The 16,302-nt window shown below is 35.0% G+C and carries 11 protein-coding genes and 3 pseudogenes; 9 read left to right on the top strand and 5 right to left on the bottom strand.

The features are described 5' to 3' along the window. Positions 1-174 precede the first annotated feature (174 nt). Positions 175-1,647: pseudogene (locus BLV53_RS03130) on the bottom strand (transposase). Between the two features lie 442 nt (positions 1,648-2,089). Between BLV53_RS03130 and BLV53_RS03125 the strand changes: the two are divergent. Beyond that, positions 2,090-3,175, top strand: coding sequence for an acyltransferase family protein (locus BLV53_RS03125; RefSeq protein ID WP_170830737.1), 1,086 nt, complete (start codon positions 2,090-2,092; stop codon positions 3,173-3,175). Positions 3,176-3,483: 308 nt separating this feature from the next. Here BLV53_RS03125 and BLV53_RS03120 read toward each other — a convergent pair. Further along, positions 3,484-3,723, bottom strand: a pseudogene (locus BLV53_RS03120) (transposase domain-containing protein); the annotation flags it as partial. A 22-nt stretch (positions 3,724-3,745) separates the two neighbouring features. Between BLV53_RS03120 and BLV53_RS17695 the strand changes: the two are divergent. Then, positions 3,746-3,973, top strand: a pseudogene (locus BLV53_RS17695) (transposase domain-containing protein); the annotation flags it as partial. 139 nt (positions 3,974-4,112) lie between these two features. Here the strand turns inward: BLV53_RS17695 and BLV53_RS03110 are convergent. After that, a complete protein-coding gene (locus tag BLV53_RS03110; RefSeq protein ID WP_170830736.1) occupies positions 4,113-5,522 on the bottom strand; it encodes a glycosyl hydrolase family 28-related protein in 1,410 nt (469 codons plus the stop codon). A gap of 213 nt (positions 5,523-5,735) precedes the next feature. Continuing rightward, positions 5,736-7,373: a hypothetical protein gene (locus BLV53_RS03105; RefSeq protein ID WP_090296943.1), complete on the bottom strand. Its 1,638-nt coding sequence runs from the start codon at positions 7,371-7,373 to the stop codon at positions 5,736-5,738. A gap of 431 nt (positions 7,374-7,804) precedes the next feature. On the opposite strand from BLV53_RS03105, the gene rfbB reads away from it, so the two are divergent. The 5 genes from rfbB (at position 7,805) to BLV53_RS03080 (ending at position 12,344) form a co-directional block, all read left to right on the top strand. Next, the gene (gene rfbB / locus BLV53_RS03100) at positions 7,805-8,890 is read left to right on the top strand and encodes a dTDP-glucose 4,6-dehydratase (RefSeq protein ID WP_090296941.1); all 1,086 of its coding nucleotides are present in this window, start codon (positions 7,805-7,807) and stop codon (positions 8,888-8,890) included. 14 nt (positions 8,891-8,904) lie between these two features. Beyond that, on the top strand, positions 8,905-9,765 hold the full coding sequence (gene rfbD / locus BLV53_RS03095) for a dTDP-4-dehydrorhamnose reductase (RefSeq protein WP_090296939.1): 861 nt from the start codon (positions 8,905-8,907) through the stop codon (positions 9,763-9,765). Positions 9,766-9,789: 24 nt separating this feature from the next. After that, positions 9,790-10,668 carry a glucose-1-phosphate thymidylyltransferase RfbA gene (gene rfbA, locus BLV53_RS03090; RefSeq protein WP_090296936.1) on the top strand — a complete coding sequence of 293 codons (879 nt, stop codon included), beginning with the start codon at positions 9,790-9,792 and terminating at the stop codon, positions 10,666-10,668. 18 nt (positions 10,669-10,686) lie between these two features. Further along, positions 10,687-11,271 (top strand): dTDP-4-dehydrorhamnose 3,5-epimerase, encoded by a 585-nt coding sequence (gene rfbC / locus BLV53_RS03085; RefSeq protein ID WP_090296933.1) that lies wholly within the window; start codon positions 10,687-10,689, stop codon positions 11,269-11,271. A 107-nt stretch (positions 11,272-11,378) separates the two neighbouring features. Next, on the top strand, positions 11,379-12,344 hold the full coding sequence (locus BLV53_RS03080) for a glycosyltransferase family 2 protein (RefSeq protein WP_090296931.1): 966 nt from the start codon (positions 11,379-11,381) through the stop codon (positions 12,342-12,344). Positions 12,345-12,366: 22 nt separating this feature from the next. Here the strand turns inward: BLV53_RS03080 and BLV53_RS16825 are convergent, their stop codons facing one another. Further along, on the bottom strand, positions 12,367-13,170 hold the full coding sequence (locus tag BLV53_RS16825) for a hypothetical protein (RefSeq protein ID WP_139298917.1): 804 nt from the start codon (positions 13,168-13,170) through the stop codon (positions 12,367-12,369). Between the two features lie 962 nt (positions 13,171-14,132). On the opposite strand from BLV53_RS16825, the gene BLV53_RS03070 reads away from it, so the two are divergent. Together BLV53_RS03070 and BLV53_RS03065 are read left to right on the top strand one after the other, a co-directional pair. Beyond that, on the top strand, positions 14,133-15,344 hold the full coding sequence (locus tag BLV53_RS03070; RefSeq protein WP_139298916.1) for an O-antigen ligase family protein: 1,212 nt from the start codon (positions 14,133-14,135) through the stop codon (positions 15,342-15,344). A 14-nt stretch (positions 15,345-15,358) separates the two neighbouring features. After that, positions 15,359-16,237, top strand: coding sequence for a beta-1,6-N-acetylglucosaminyltransferase (locus BLV53_RS03065; RefSeq protein WP_170830735.1), 879 nt, complete (start codon positions 15,359-15,361; stop codon positions 16,235-16,237). Positions 16,238-16,302: the final 65 nt, after the last annotated feature.

The raw sequence follows: 16,302 nt of genomic DNA, 5'->3' as shown, positions 1-16,302 counted from the left end.
ACAGGCATTCAGAATATAGACCATAGGTAATTGCGAAACTCATTAGAAATTTAGGCGTAACATTAACAAAAGTATTCTGGAATGCTTTTTTGAGGGCAAAGACGTGAACTGGGCTGATAAATCTTATTTTAGGCGCACTTGAATAAGGCTGATGTCTTATTAAGTTGGTAAGTCCTATGCAATGAGAGGCTTGAGGCTTCTGATGTATTCATGGTGATGAATCTTATCGGCAAGTACGACAGATATCAGCTGAGTGATTCCTGCAAGTATCAGGTCAGCATACAGAGTTTTCTCATTTTGAGTGCGGCGTCCTGCTAAACAAAGGTTATCCTTTATGTGGTTGATATCTCGCTCTACGATAGTTCTGATCTTGTAGGTATTATCCCATTCTTCCGTTCCGCGAAGGACACCTGGATAAGCACGAAGATTCTTCTCGGGATAGATGTGTATCATTCGTCCACATGAAGAATCGGTGCAGGGATTGGTGCATTGGCATTCTCGATGACATTTGCGTGTGCTTTTATCATAGACATAATTGATTTTGGGGCATACAAATTTATATCTGACAATGCCGTTTGGCCTTGTTGAAGAGCTCTTGTATTTCATGTGGAGTGTGTCATCGTTAGGTCAACATGAAATGCCATCTGCGTTAACTTTGCAATCAGGATATTTGATGCCGGATCTGGAATTAAGCGGTATATAAGTTTTGGAGAAATGCCTATTATCACCAAATGTATCACCGGTAAGTAGCTGACGATACAAAAGTGCTGAGTCAAATGCAGCATCTCCAAGAAATGTTTTAGGATTTATTAAAGGGTGTTTGGTAAAGAAATCCTTTAGCGTAGGAATGAGCAGTTTTGCATCATGAACGCATTTATCTTCATCAGGAGAGGATGATTTCTTTTCGACAACTATATCTGGATGTGATGTCAGGAATTCCTTGTTATAAAAGGATATGTGGCGGATAATGCCAATACCATTTGTTACAATACCAAACTTGAAGATATAACAAAAATGGCCATTGATGTATAACTGCTTTATCTCTGGATTGGCAGAAGCATGTGAAGGCATGGAGCTATAGGCTGCCTTATAAGGATCATAAGATTTGGAAAAGCCCTTGGCTTTGGCATATGCTTTAAGCTTCCTGATTATCTGGTTTGCATACTTTGGATTGTTTTCAGTAACAAATGCTTCAATGCCAGAAGAATCAAAAATGGTCATATCTGCTTTGGCGGCATCAATAGCTTGGCAGATTGGCTCAGTTACATCTACAAGGTTATCAAAGACTAGCTGTAAGTCCTCTAAAAAATCTTGTTTAAAGCGAGTAATTTTGGATGCGTCAGGAACTTTTGTGAAACCACAGAATTCACGAAGTGGTTTTGAATAAGCGAGAAATGTTAATAGAAGCTGGTCAGTTGGTATCGAGAAGATGCGCTGAATGATAAGAGCCCACAGAAGAGCTTTTAAAGGGTATTTACGGAATCTACCCGTTGATGCATAGAAATGATTTCTAAAAGAAATCGGAATAATTTCATCAAGGTCGATATGGTTTTCTAATAGAGACAGAAACGCAGGCTTGTCATTTTCAAATTTATCTTGGCAATCTGAATAAATATCAGCCAAAGAAAGCTGTTTATATGGTATCATATATATCAGAATAACTCCTTTCTTGGTGTGTGCAGTGGTTTCTCGTCAATTCTATTGTACCATATCAGTGGGGAGTTATTCTTTTTTGCTAACAAAAAATGCCGTATTTATGCGGCTTTTGGCGTTTCGCAAACGACTATTAACCCCCATTTGAGGGGGGGCTTTTGATAAGATGATTTGGCTTCTTATGTAAATTTATTCAAAGTAATATTGTTAGAATATTAGGTTTATTTTGACACCTGTTTTGATTCAGCTGTAATTCAATTGAATCAATTTTATTATCAGCATACAACATATATGACTGTTTGCCAGTTTGGGTAATTGTATATAAGATATGTATTTAATAAAATAATCATTTTTTATCATACTGAGACTTATATGTCATAATGTGAGTTCACGAATATATATAATGACGATAGATAATACACCGTTTGGAGGAAATATGGATACAAAAAGAACTGTACAAGATAGAATAGTTTCGTTTCAAGCATTGAGGGCACTTGCTTTTCTGGGAATATTTCTTAGTCACGCCGGATCGGATATAAGGTGGCCTACTCTAGGCGTTTCGATATTTTATGTTTTATCAGGTTTTTTGACATTTTATAAACATGGGAATGATTATATGAATAGTACTGTGAAGGATAATATTAGATTTTCGTGGAATCATATTTCTAAATTATATCCTCTGCATATAATAACAATGTGCTTTGCGGTTTTGCTTGAGATTATACTCAAAATACAATATGGATTAACTGTAAAGGGATTACTTGTTATTTTTGGAAAAATAATCTTAAGTATTTTATTGATACAAACATGGGTGCCTTATAGTAGTATTAACGTTTCTTTAAACGGTGTTTCATGGTATCTTTCAGTATCTTTATTTTTATACTTCATGTTTCCTGTTATAAAAAATATAATTATCAAGAAAAAAAACAGTTTTCTTTTTATAACCTGTCTTTTTATACTTCTGCTGGAAATAATATTATGCATTCCATGGGTTTATATATTGGGAGAAGATAGTAAAATATATATCTGGTTTATGTATTGTTTCCCAGTTTTTAGAATGGGTGATTTCATTGTGGGCATATGCTTAGGAAAGTGGTATAAAGAGGGTGTTTTTGACCATGACCTAAATTTTTTTAAAATGTCTGTAGTAGAAATTTTTGCTACGATTATAACAATTTTAGCGTATAGATGGAAAAATGTTAGAGGAGGAGTGTTAATAGAGTCAACGCATAATAGGACTACTATATATATAGTTATAGCAGCAGTGTGGGTTGTCTTATTTGCAAAAGCTAATGGAGTTATTACAAAATCACTTTGCAATAAAATGACGTATTTTTTGGGAGATATATCACCGTATATTTTTTTAATTCATTATGTTGTGACCAGCTGGACTAATGTGTTTGTTTCTTGTTCTGGATTGCAATTAGGATTCGTAATTAAATATATAGTAATAGTATTGGAGTTGATTATTTCTGTACTACTTGCATGTGGTTACAAAAGGATAAAAACACATTGTATATGATTATTTTAGGTGGAGTTCCCAGGAAAGACTGCCATTATCCATGTGGGTTCCTGACTTTTACTTGAATACCCCAAGAAATTCAGAACATTTGTGATATTATATTCATTCCATGTACAAACCGACTATAAGGGCTTTGAGGTTTTGCTACTAGATGTACATTGTTTTTTCTTGCCTAGAGGTAATTGCTTTAATGTTAGTATCCTTTCAGTTATACCAATTTTGTAGAAAAATACGGTTGTACAACGTGCACAGGCAACTTTTCCGTAAGCGTCAAATAATCCGCCATCCCAAAAATAAACGCCGCAGTTTTATTTGCGGCGTGGTTTACGGCATTTTTCTGGTAAAGTTTCAGACCAAGGTAATAATTGATTCATACCTGCCATATCTATATTTCCTTTTTCATCACGGAGTTTAGGTAGTTCTGTAAGGAGATGTTCAACGTAATAATACACATTTAAACTATTAGCCCTGGCTGTTTCTACGACTGAATATACTAGTGCGCTGGCTTCAGCACCTTTTATGGTATTCATGAATTCCCAATTCTTTCGATTATGTTCTATAGAACATAAAAGAAAGAACTGGGTTTTGATTGATACAATCTCTGGTGCCAAAGCAAGTGCCGTTGCTTAAAGCATAGCCGAAACTGCCAAGACGAATAACTTTAAACCTTATGAGTATTTCAAATATCTTCTTACTGTAATTCCATAGCATCTGGATGACACAGATAGAAGCTTTATGGATAAACTACTTCCTTGGTCAGATGAACTTCCAAGTGAATGTAGAAAACCAGTGAAGTAACTTCCGCACCCTCTTGTGACATTTTCATTTTGAGCTACTAACGCTGATTTGAAAGTGAGCCACTTGAGTGGACGGTATAATTTTAGGACAGTACCTATGGTTTACCGTTTATGGTTATATTTCATGAGGGGGATCTTCATTAGTATTTTAATATTTCATTTGCTTGCCCTTGATCTCTAACTTTTACTGTAGATGGAGCACTCAAAGACATGTTTGAAGTTTTTTTTGTTAGCCAAATAGATGCGTTATCATAATCTATATTATTCATATCTATGTCTGTTTCACATGAGAAGATTAGTCCAACCTTTGAATTAGTATTATTGTATTCGATACTTGAATCAGAAAATGAAACATTACTATTTTTTTCACCGCGGAATCTAACATTGACAAAATTGTCATTTCCTTGTCCACAATTTGTAGTTGTTAAATTAGTTATAGTAAGGTTTGTGCAATCTTTAACTTCAAGTCCATCTTGTTGGATATTGTAGCAAATGTTGTCACCTAAAACTGCATCGGTACAGTCGTACATTCTAATTCCAGCACCGTTAGTTAAATTAGAAATAGAATTATTTAGAACCTGCACATTTGTAGAATTTACCACTTTTATACCAGTGGCACAGGAATCGATAACGTTGTTTATTATTCTAATATTATGGTTAGGTTGTAGTCCAGCGACCAAGACACCGCATCCCGAAGTCTTGTTTGACATGTGGTTGTTCTCGATAAGTACGTTATCATGTGACCCATCAGCGAATAGTGATACTGGCTCGGAAGCACGATGTCCATCGAATACACAATTTCGTACTATAATATCATGAGTATTATATTTACCTAAAGTAATAAATCCACAATCTACATTTAAAAAACTACAGTTTTCTACAATAACATTGTTTGTATTAACATCTCTTATAGCGGCATAAATATTATCAATAAAATAGCAATTACTAATTGTAATATTGTTGCTAGTCGAGAGATCTAGTAGATGAATACCGCCTATGGTATCCATATTTTCATAATTAACAGAGGAGTTGCCGCTGATACAAATGTTTTCCAATTTAACATTTGATGCATTATATATCTTGAGCATAGTGGCGCCTCTTTTAGTACCTTCTTTTGCAATAATAATGGAGTTTGAAGAATCACCTGCTATATGTATATTTGATGGTATACGAATTACATTGGATATAACGTAAGTACCTGTAGGAAAATATAATTCTCCATTGGGACAGCTATATATAGCTTGCTGAATAGCATCTGTATCATCTGTGATGCCATCACCTACAGCGCCGAAATCACGTACGGAAGCTGTAACTTTTCTTTCAGGTTTAGGACCGCTTTCCGCCTTACCATATACTTCAATGCCGTTTTCACCATGCCTAATGTTATTCCAAACTACATGATAGCTGTTTCCTACGAAAGCACTATTATCAGGTGCGGTTACTACGGAACGTTCAACGGCCATTTCTCCTGACTTTTCATCTGAGGAATTTATTAAACCATCACCGATGCAGACAATTTGGCCATTATCTGGCATTTCTACATAGAACATTGCCTCTATATTGATTGAAGAAAGCGGAGTCTCAGGTTCTATAATTCGTCGCAGCCCAATTCTAGCGACAATAAAACAAAAAATAACTAAGCAAAAAATCATTATAAGAGATATAATTTTTGGCTTAGTCATATATTCTTTGAATGTCATGTATTTTACCTCCATTTAAAAGGAATAATTAAAATATTCAAGTGCACATTATAGCATAAATATTTATTTTAAACCGAATAATTTCTTTAAGAAACTAAAAATTGAATTATTGTTATTCTGTTGAGTATTATTGGTTGTATTATTTTGTGTACTATTACTACTCTTGTTGGTAGATTTGTTGGTTGTACTGTTAGTTGAAGTTGAACCAGTTGAAGGTTTGGTTTCTGCCGGTTTTTCTTCAACTGCTGGTTGGGTGCTCTTAGGCTTCTCTACAACTGGTGCTGGAGCTTCCGGTACCTTAGGTTCTTCCATAACAGTTATTGGAGTTTCAGGTTCTTTAGACTCTTCTGCTATAGTAGTAGGAGCTTTAGATTCATCAACAACCTCAGATGGTTCTTCTACAAGTGTTTCTTCTAATATAATCTCATCAGCAGTCTCATCATAAACAGGCTTTTCAGGTAGTTCTTCAGGTAGTGCTTCTGGTTTATCATTTCCCGAACTGAAATAATCCTTTAAAAGTCCTAAAGGTGTTGGATTCGTAAGTTCAATACTAATATTCTGAAAAGCTTCATTCAAATTACCTGATTCAATAGAATAATGAACAGACTCTCCTGTTACACTTCTGATATAAAATGATCGAATATTGAATTTGCCTGGGCTGTATTCATCTGTTATATCAGGGCTAGCATACCAATTATCGTCAGATAAATACTCGAAAGAATCAGATTTGTGATTGAAATACATTCCATGTCCAAGGGCTACATTGATATATTGATTATTACTATAATTTGCAAAACAAATCTGAGCAAACTCTATATCAAAATCCTCTTGGGAAATTGTAAGGCATATAACTGGATCGTTTTGACCAATTGTACATGTCTGATTTGAAATAGAAACAGATACAGAAGGCTCGAATGCATCCTTTGGTTTCACATACCCGCAGTAAATACATTTTTTGTTTTCGTCATATGTACAATCTTCTATTTCCTCGTAATCACATTCGCCCTCAATAATTTCAGTACCATCTTCAGATGCTTGAGCCAATGGGGCAATACATTTAACGGTATGTGTACCGTTTTCATTACTTACATATGTATATTCATGCACATGTTCTGGAATTTCGATTTTTACATCTTTTGTAGTTGCGTCTTTATCTGCATCAGTGAGTTCTTCTTCTGACTTATCATCCTCTGTAAGGTCAGTAGAGGTCTTTTCTTCAGTAGAAGTCGTTTCTTTATCAGACGATTTATCAGTAGTCATTGTTTTAAGTCGCTTAGGTATAACTGTTTTTTCCGAATCTTTTGTTTGATCTGTGACTGTGTCGGTGGCTGTTTTAGATTTTGTCTCAGAATCAGTAACAGTTGGTTCATCAGAAACAGTTTCTGAAGATGTTTGTTCTGATGCAGAATTGTCATCAGTTGTTCCCTCAGTATTTAGTTTTTCCTCAGATGAGGTTTCAGGGTCTGATACGGGTACTTCCCCAGTGGTAGATTTTTCTGTAGTAGTAGGTTCCGTTACATGTGTAGGTTCAGATTCAGCCGGAGTAGGCTCTTCTGTTGGAGCAGGCTCCTCTGATGGAACAGGCGTAGATTCACCTTCCACAACAGCTGGTGTCTGAAGGGGGGTATCTTCTGTTGCAAATGCATAAATAGGGGATAACGAAAGCATTGCAACTAAGATAAGGGAGAATATCTTTTTCATATACTTCAACAGCTCCTTTCATGGATAAAATATCACCATAAAAAAAGTGTAAGTAATGTATATGAATAAAATGTGTAGTAACTGGGAAAAGACCCTGAAAAAAGTTATAAAAAATACTGATTTTGATAATATAACTCTTTTTGTAGTATTTGGGGCGAAAAACTCACGTGGAATATATTACAATAATATTACATTGCGTGCAATGGGTTTGTAAAAAATAAGGGATTTTTATAAAGTACAAGAAATCTATGATATCATCATAAAATGCAAGAGGACCAATTGTAAATATTGTTTAATAATATGAAAATAAAAACAAATGAGGTTATCAAACATTCACAGATATTATTTTATGGATAGAAAATTATATGAATTATGTATATAATACTAAAGGTTAATATTAGATTTCTACAAGGGATAGAAGGAGAATAATAATGAGAACTTACTTGGTAACAGGTGGAGCAGGTTTCATCGGTTCAAACTACATTCACTACATGTTTAAGAAATACGACAACGAAATCAGAATTATAAATGTTGATAAGCTTACATACGCTGGTAACCTTGAGAACCTTAAGGATATCGAGAATCGCGACAACTACACATTTGTAAAGGCTGACATTTGTGATAAGGAAGCTATCAGCAAGATTTTCGCTGAAAATGATATCGATAGAGTAGTTCACTTTGCTGCAGAGTCACACGTAGACCGTTCAATCAAGAACCCAGAAGTATTCGTTCAGACAAACGTACTTGGTACAGCTGTAATGCTTAATTGTGCAAAGGCTGCATGGGAGCTTGAAGATGGTACATTCAAGGAAGGCAAGAAGTTCCTTCACGTTTCTACAGACGAGGTTTACGGATCACTTCCAGATGATGACAACGCTTTCTTCTATGAGACATCACCTTATGATCCACACTCACCATACTCAGCATCAAAGGCTTCATCTGACATGCTTGTAAAGGCTTACATGGATACATATAAGTTCCCAGCAAACATTACAAACTGCTCAAATAACTACGGCCCTTACCAGTTCCCAGAGAAGCTTATTCCACTTATCATCAACAATGCTCTTCAGGGCAAAGACCTTCCAGTCTATGGTGATGGCAAAAACGTACGTGACTGGTTATTCGTAGAAGACCATGCAAAGGGAATCGATATGGTTCAGGAGCAGGGTAGATTGTTCGAGACATACAACATCGGTGGACACAACGAGAAGCAGAACATCCAGATTATCCACATCATCCTTGATACACTTCAGGAGATGCTTCCAGATGGTGACCCACGTAAGGAGCTTGTTTCAGAGAACCTTATCAAATACGTCACAGACCGCAAGGGTCATGACAGGCGTTATGCTATCGCTCCAGACAAAATCAAGGCTGAGGTAGGCTGGTATCCAGAGACATGCTTCGAGGAAGGTATCAAGAAGACAATCGCTTGGTTCTTTGAGCACGAGGATTGGATGAAAAATGTAACATCTGGTGATTATCAGAAGTATTACACAGATATGTATTCTAATAAATAAGGCAGGAATATATGATGAGAAAAATATTAGTCACAGGTTGCAATGGTCAGCTTGGCCGTGCAATTCAAAATGAATACAAGGATGAGGTTGAATTCATCCTTACAGATGTTGTTGAAGGAGAGCATATTTCTCCGCTTAATATCATGGATTTGAATGAGGTCCTTACATTTGTAGAAGCTAACAAGCCAGATGTTATTATCAATTGTGCAGCAGCTACTAATGTAGATGGATGTGAAAAGGATTGGGATTTTGCCTATAAGCTCAATGCACTTGGACCTAGAAATCTTGCTATAGCAGCTACAAAGGTTGGTGCAAAGCTTGTACATGTCAGCACAGATTATGTATTCCCAGGTAATGCATCAGCTCCTATCACAGAGTTTGATCAGCCAGCGCCTATCAGTGCTTATGGCAAGACAAAATACGAGGGAGAGAAGTTTGTTCAGCAGTTTGCAGATAAATGGTTTATCGTTCGTACAGCGTGGCTTTATGGAGATGGAAAGAACTTCGTTAAAACAATGCTTAGCTTGGCAGAGACACATGATACACTTTCAGTAGTGTGTGACCAGCTTGGCTCACCTACATCGGCTGTAGAACTTGCTCGTATGATTCATCATCTTGAGCCTACTGAAAACTATGGTATTTTCCACGGTACATGTGAGGGTGATACAAACTGGGCGGATTTCACAGAAGAAATCTTTAGACTCAAGGGGATTAATGTAAAGGTTAATCATGTCACTAGTGAGGAATACAAAAAGATGAATCCTGCAAGTGCAGATAGACCACATTATTCGATTTTAGACAATTACATGCTACGCTTAACAAGTGGCTACAAGATGGCTGATTGGAAGGACGCATTAAGGGAATATTTAAACTAAAAACTTCGAAAGGAAAATGAAACCATGAAGGGTATTATTTTAGCAGGTGGTTCAGGTACTAGACTTTATCCACTTACAAAAGCTATTTCAAAACAGATTATGCCAATTTATGACAAGCCAATGATTTATTATCCATTATCAACACTTATGCTTGCAGGTATTCGAGAGGTACTTATTATTTCTACACCTAGAGACTTGCCAGTGTTTAAGGAACTTTTAGGAGATGGTTCGCAGCTTGGTATGGACATTCAGTATGCTGTACAGGAACATCCAAACGGACTCGCAGAGGCTTTTATCATCGGTGCGGATTTCATTGGAGATGATGCAGTAGCGCTTGTACTTGGAGACAATATTTTCTATGGACAGTCATTCTCAAAGGTACTTCTTTCAGCAGCTAACAGAACTCAATCTGAGCCAGGTGCAACAATCTTTGGGTACTACGTTCGTGACCCTAGAGAATACGGTGTCGTAGAGTTCGATGAAAATGGTGTGGCTATTTCTATTGAGGAAAAGCCAGCAGAGCCAAAGAGTAATTACGCAGTTCCAGGACTTTATTTCTATGACAATTCTGTTGTAGAAATTGCAAAGACAATCAAACCTTCAGCTCGTGGAGAACTTGAGATTACTGCGGTTAATAATGAATACTTAAACCGTGGAAATCTTCATGTTGAGACTCTTGGACGTGGATTCGCATGGCTTGATACTGGAAATCATGATATGCTTCTTGCAGCAGCTGAATTTGTCAGCACATTCCAGAAGCGTCAGGGCATGTATGTTTCATGTATTGAAGAAATTGCTTATAAGCGTGGATTTATTGATAAGGAGCAGTTACTCAAACTTGCCGAGCCACTCATGAAAACAGATTATGGCAAATATCTTGTTGATGTAGCAAACGGACTATAATAGAATCGAGGATTTAAAATGGCTATTACAGTAGAAAAAAATGTAAATGGTATTGAAGGTCTTTGCGTCATTACTCCAAAGGTGTTTGGAGATGATAGAGGATACTTCATGGAAACATATAATGAAAATGATATGAAGGCAGAAGGTCTTGATTATGTATTCGTTCAGGATAATCAGTCTGCAAGCAAGAAGGGCGTGCTTCGTGGCCTTCATTTCCAAAAGAATTTCCCACAGGATAAGCTTGTAAGAGTTATCAAAGGCGAGGTTTATGATGTTGCAGTAGATCTTCGTGAAGGCTCTGCTACATTTGGCAAGCACTATGGTATTCTTCTTTCAGAGGAAAACAAAAAGCAGTTCATGATTCCAAAGGGATTTGCACATGGATTTTTAGTAGTAAGCGAATACGCTGAGTTCTGCTATAAAGTTACAGATTTTTATCATCCAAACGATGAAGGTGGTCTTGCATTTGATGATCCTGACATCAATGTTCAGTGGCCAATCCCAGAGGGAATGACAAAGGAAGATTTAATCCTTTCTGATAAGGATAAGGTTAATGCTAGCTATAGAGCATACTGTGAAGAAAAAGGTATCGTAGTTGAATAATTGATTTATGCTGGCTGACTACTATTGTGGTCAGCCAGTTTTTTGGATAATGAATTGTAAAAGGTCTAAAAACTTATGAAAAAGATTAAGTTTAATAAAGAGTAATAATGAGTAAGTGTGATATATCTGTAATTATTCCTGTATACAACAGGGAAAAATATATAAAAAAGTGTTTAGAAAGTGTATTGAACCAGAAGGATGTTAATACTGAGATAATCATAGTGGATGATGGTAGTACAGATGAAACTCTAAATATTTGTCTGAAGTATAGTAAACTCAATCCTAATATAAAAATTATTAGGCAGGAAAATAGTGGTGTATCTGTGGCTAGAAATATTGCTCTTGATAATGCTACAGGTGACTATATCACTTTTATCGATAGTGATGACTGGATTCCTAAGGAGACATTTTCTACAATGCTTGTAGCAATCAAAGAACATAATGTTGATGCTGTAATAGGCGAGTCGGACGTTAGTAGGGATGATGGCGAAATACAGCAGCACATGGCTATTCCAAATGAATATTGTAAGCAGGTAATTGATGCAAATAGTTTTTGGAAGTTAAATGGCAGTAAATCCAGCAATTTTCTTTTTACGGTTGTGTGGGGTAAATTATATAAGAAATCCGTGTGGGAAGGGCTAAGATTTGATACTGAAGCGACATTTGCCGAAGATGAGTATGTTTTGCCTGAATTGGTGGATCGATGTCAGAATTTTTACTTGTTGGATCGAACGGTTTATGTCCAACGCGTATCTGATTCAAGTCTTTCAAGGAGCCTTTTTGATAGCAAAAAGCTAAAATCACCAGATTCAAAGCTTAAAACCTGCAAACATTTAATAGAAAAAGGCTTATTTGACTGCGCTGTGGAAAAATGGGGCATAGCAGTTGGAGAGATAATCCTTATGACAAATTTGGCAGAAGATATAGAGACGAAAAAGCAATTACAGTATTTACATAAAGAAGTGTGTAGACTTGGCAAATTTATTTTCAAATATATGGATACTTCTAAAAAAATAAAATTCATAGGGTATTATGTTGGATATCCGATATTATCTATCATAAAGAAAAAATAGCCTCCGCAGGGAAGGCTATTTTTTAATGTTGAGCATTTATAAATTCTTTTGTTTTTTCTTCTGAAGGAACTAAATTTCTTATTATGATTAAATTATGAGTGATTCTGTGCCTATACATTGTTTTTGATAAGTTATCCTTTTGATGTATATTGAGTGGCCAATTGATATCACTATCAAACTCAGGTACTAATAAGTCTATTTCTGTTTCCGTGTTTTTATCAGCAGTTTGAAATTGAAGGATAATATCGTCTGCTAATGCTTCACACTGTTCAAATGGGATATTACAATAATTTAGTTCTTTGTAGGAACTGGTAGCGAATATTGTACCAAGTGCAGCTACTAAAGCTATTGGGGCTAATGCAATTTGGCTGTATTTGAAAGACTTGATTAGGTCGATAAATAATAGCATCAATATTAATAGTAGCCAAAAATGACTGGCGTACATTACATCAATTCTGCTGACATACTCGCTGTTAACAACAGAGCTTAAGAGTAAAATGTAAAATGTTGTAAGGAAATATGCTAGAAAATATTTTACATATTCATCCCATCTTTTATTTTTAACGGTTAATATCCATAAAAAAATGGTTCCTAAAGAGAAAATAACAAATAATGGATTGAATTTATTAAACCAACCTAGTAGATTGATGATACATTCCTTGAAACTTAGCAGGAAGTTTTCTTCTTTATCAGCTGAGCGTCCACCGGTATTTTCTATAATAAGTGCTATAAACCAAGTTACTATTAAAATCAAATGGATAATATTTGTTTTACAGTAAGTCTGAATGTTAAAGGTGTGAGTTTTGCCCTGGTTAATTAAAGTCATCAGAAGCAGGACACCTACATATACAATAAAAATAATATTAGTATATAAGCTGGAAAAGATAGCTAAATAACTCCATGTAAAGAGTAAGAATTTATGCTTCTTAGAATAGTCCTTCCAGTTCCTAAAACCATCAGTCCTTATTAAATGCATGACAAGGGCGGCGTTTAAAGCTGTAGATAAAGTATAATGATAAATGCAGGTCATGTCGTAGGCGTAAAATAAATGTTCATTATTATCTCCTATGTGGAAGACAATTAGAAAATGAAGGGCGATGAAAATGACATTTATGAGTATATTCTTGATGAGAGTGAACTGGTATTTTTTTTCTATAAGCAGAAAGAATTCAACGAAATATAAAGTAAGTATAAAACAGACAAAAAGACCGTTCGTGATTGAAAGTGAAAAACAGTATCTATTATTTAGTGGATATAAGGTGTATGCACCTAAATATGAAAAGAATGTCATAAGACATTCAGGAAATACTTTTATGGGATTCCATGCTCCTATTGTTGGGATGGGTAATCGAAGATGATAGGTGGCATACCAATCGTCGGTATCGAATATTGCGATGGGATGTATTGCAATGAAGAATATTACAAGAAATGTAAATATCGATAATGAATACAAGAATGTTGTCTTTTTCATAATAAAATATAACCTCACAAGTTTAATGCTGATACGAAACATTATATTACATAATGGAAAGAAAAAAGGTTGCAAAATATCGTTATTTTTGATAATGTTTTAGGCGATTTAACTTTCTTGTTAAAAAAAGAACGGAGTTTTTAATAATGTTCAATAGTATTGTTTTATGTACCTTTTCGATTACACTTTTGCTCGCAAATATATATTGCTTTATAAAAAAGAAATATTTATATTTGTTCATTCCATGTGTGCTATTTTTACCTAATTACTATGGAATTGAATTTAGTTCATCATTACCATTACTATCAGTGACCAGAATGATGTACATCGTTTTTTATATATATACTTTTATTAATAAAAGGCGTGATTTTGTCATTAAAGAGATTGATTTCAAAAAGCTTCCTAAAGAATATTATTTATTATTTGGATATTTTATATTAAGAATTATTTCGAACCTTTATTATGTTACAACTTATGGACAAGCGCTAAAAACGTTGTTGGTAGTAATATTTGAACAGCTACTTCTATTAGTTGCAGTTTATATGCTGGCACCTACCAAAGCAGAAATGATTACAATGATTAAAGCTGTAGTTTGGGCTGCATCATTTTTGTTTGTTGTGGGTGTAATTGAAAGTATTAATGAATTCAGACCTTTTGATGGGCTTTATACAATTTCTAGGAATATATATATTCTGTTTTATTACAGATTGGGATTACTTAGAGCGCAAACTACAATGATGGCACCAGCATTATATGGCAATATGTGCATTCTTATTCTCCCTCTAATACTTTATTTATATGATTATTTACGAGAAAAAAAATATATAGTGATAGCAGGTCTGGATGTTTTGGCAATTATTCATTCAGGTAGTAGATCTGACATGATATTTCTTTTTATGGTAATAGCCATATATTTCATTTATGTTCTTAAAAGTAAAGAAAGAAGAATGTTTTTTGTAAAGCATTTTGTTATTGTTTCATTGGCGCTATTGAGCTATATGGGAATAGCTGGTTTTTATAATGATAATTTGAGATATTACTATGTTGGTACGGCAAAATCTGTATTAAATGAGGTGGGGTTTGATTTTGATTTAGATGAAGGTGCACCAGTAAATACGAATGGATTTGGAGGTAATTATAATGGCTCAGTATCTCGCACACGTCAGTTTACGGGGATGTATTACGTAGCCCAAATTAATCCTCTATTTGGATTAGGTTCGGGTGCTCAAACAAGAAGACAGGTTCAATTCTATTGGCATTTTGGAAATGGAAAAGATGGCTGGATTTCAGCAACCGCCTACGATGTTGGCTGGGTGGAAATCTTTTGTGATGAAGGTCTAATCGGTATGCTTGGACTTTGTTCATTGCTGGTATTTATGGTAGTAAAATCACGTGGTGATAGATTTTTGGTTTTATCTAATGTGTGTTATCTATTGTCTATGCTGAGTACAGGGAATATGTATTCATTTTTAATGCTTTATGTTGTATTGATAATGAATAGAAGTTATAACGAATGCCAGTTAGCATAGAGGAAGACGGTTTTATGTCAAAACATGCATATCTTATAATAGCCCATGATAAATGGGGACAATTACAATTTTTGTTAGATATATTAAATGATTCTCGCAATGACTTCTTTTTACTGGTTGATGCTAAGGCAAAGGAATTTGATAAAGAAAGGTTTATGAAACGATGTCCAGTAAAGAACCTTTTTATTCTTTCACCGGTTAATATTTATTGGGGGGATTATTCACAGATAGAGGCAGAGCTTCGATTGCTTAAAGCTTCAACTAACGAGGGGAAATATAGTTATTACCATCTCATTTCAGCAGTTGATATGCCTCTTAAAAATCAGGATGAAATACATAGTTTTTTTGAAAAAAATCAGGGAATGGAATTTGTAGACTTTGATTCCTATGGGGAAACTAGTAGTGCTTTTGAACGTAGTGGGTATTACTATTTCATGCAAAGAATCATTGGTCGAAGAAGGAAGCATCCTTTAAAGTTAGTGCGGGATTTTATAATTAAAATGGAAAAGGTCTTTAAAGTGAATAGAGTGGAAGGCTTGGAACATTATCTTGGAAAAGGGGCTAACTGGTTTAGTATAACTGATGATTTCGCAAGATATATTGTGAATAATGAGGAGTTTGTGCGTAATCATTTCAAAGAAACCTATTGTGCTGATGAAGTGTTTTTACAGACTTTGCTTAAGTTGTCCCCATATGCATCTAATTGGTATGGGTTTAGAAACCCAAATATTGAATTTCAAAATCTACGATATACAGATTGGAATAGAGGTAAGCCATATACATTTTCTAAAGATGAATTTTTTGAATGCTGCAGTAGAGAAGAGTATATGTTTGCTAGAAAATTTGCAGGTGATGTTGTAGATGAAAAAATAAAAATGTACTTAGAATGTTAATGAAACATAATGTGGTAGGTTGTTTTGTATGTCAGCTTATTGCAAATCTTACAAGAATACAATGT

Origin of the sequence: Pseudobutyrivibrio sp. ACV-2, assembly GCF_900107545.1 — a bacterium.
Lineage (GTDB): Bacteria > Bacillota > Clostridia > Lachnospirales > Lachnospiraceae > Pseudobutyrivibrio.
This window is presented reverse-complemented; position numbering and strand designations above follow the sequence as displayed.

Bases quoted from the DNA above. Each gene is read 5' to 3' on its own strand.
- BLV53_RS03125 (WP_170830737.1), top strand. From the start codon at position 2,090: ATGGATACAAAAAGAACTGTACAAGATAGAATAGTTTCGTTTCAAGCA.
- BLV53_RS03110 (WP_170830736.1), bottom strand. From the start codon at position 5,522: ATGTTCTATGTAGAAATGCCAGATAATGGCCAAATTGTCTGCATCGGT.
- BLV53_RS03105 (WP_090296943.1), bottom strand. From the start codon at position 7,373: ATGAAAAAGATATTCTCCCTTATCTTAGTTGCAATGCTTTCGTTATCC.
- rfbB (WP_090296941.1), top strand. From the start codon at position 7,805: ATGAGAACTTACTTGGTAACAGGTGGAGCAGGTTTCATCGGTTCAAAC.
- rfbD (WP_090296939.1), top strand. From the start codon at position 8,905: ATGAGAAAAATATTAGTCACAGGTTGCAATGGTCAGCTTGGCCGTGCA.
- rfbA (WP_090296936.1), top strand. From the start codon at position 9,790: ATGAAGGGTATTATTTTAGCAGGTGGTTCAGGTACTAGACTTTATCCA.
- rfbC (WP_090296933.1), top strand. From the start codon at position 10,687: ATGGCTATTACAGTAGAAAAAAATGTAAATGGTATTGAAGGTCTTTGC.
- BLV53_RS03080 (WP_090296931.1), top strand. From the start codon at position 11,379: ATGAGTAAGTGTGATATATCTGTAATTATTCCTGTATACAACAGGGAA.
- BLV53_RS16825 (WP_139298917.1), bottom strand. From the start codon at position 13,170: ATGACTTTAATTAACCAGGGCAAAACTCACACCTTTAACATTCAGACT.
- BLV53_RS03070 (WP_139298916.1), top strand. From the start codon at position 14,133: ATGATGTACATCGTTTTTTATATATATACTTTTATTAATAAAAGGCGT.
- BLV53_RS03065 (WP_170830735.1), top strand. From the start codon at position 15,359: ATGTCAAAACATGCATATCTTATAATAGCCCATGATAAATGGGGACAA.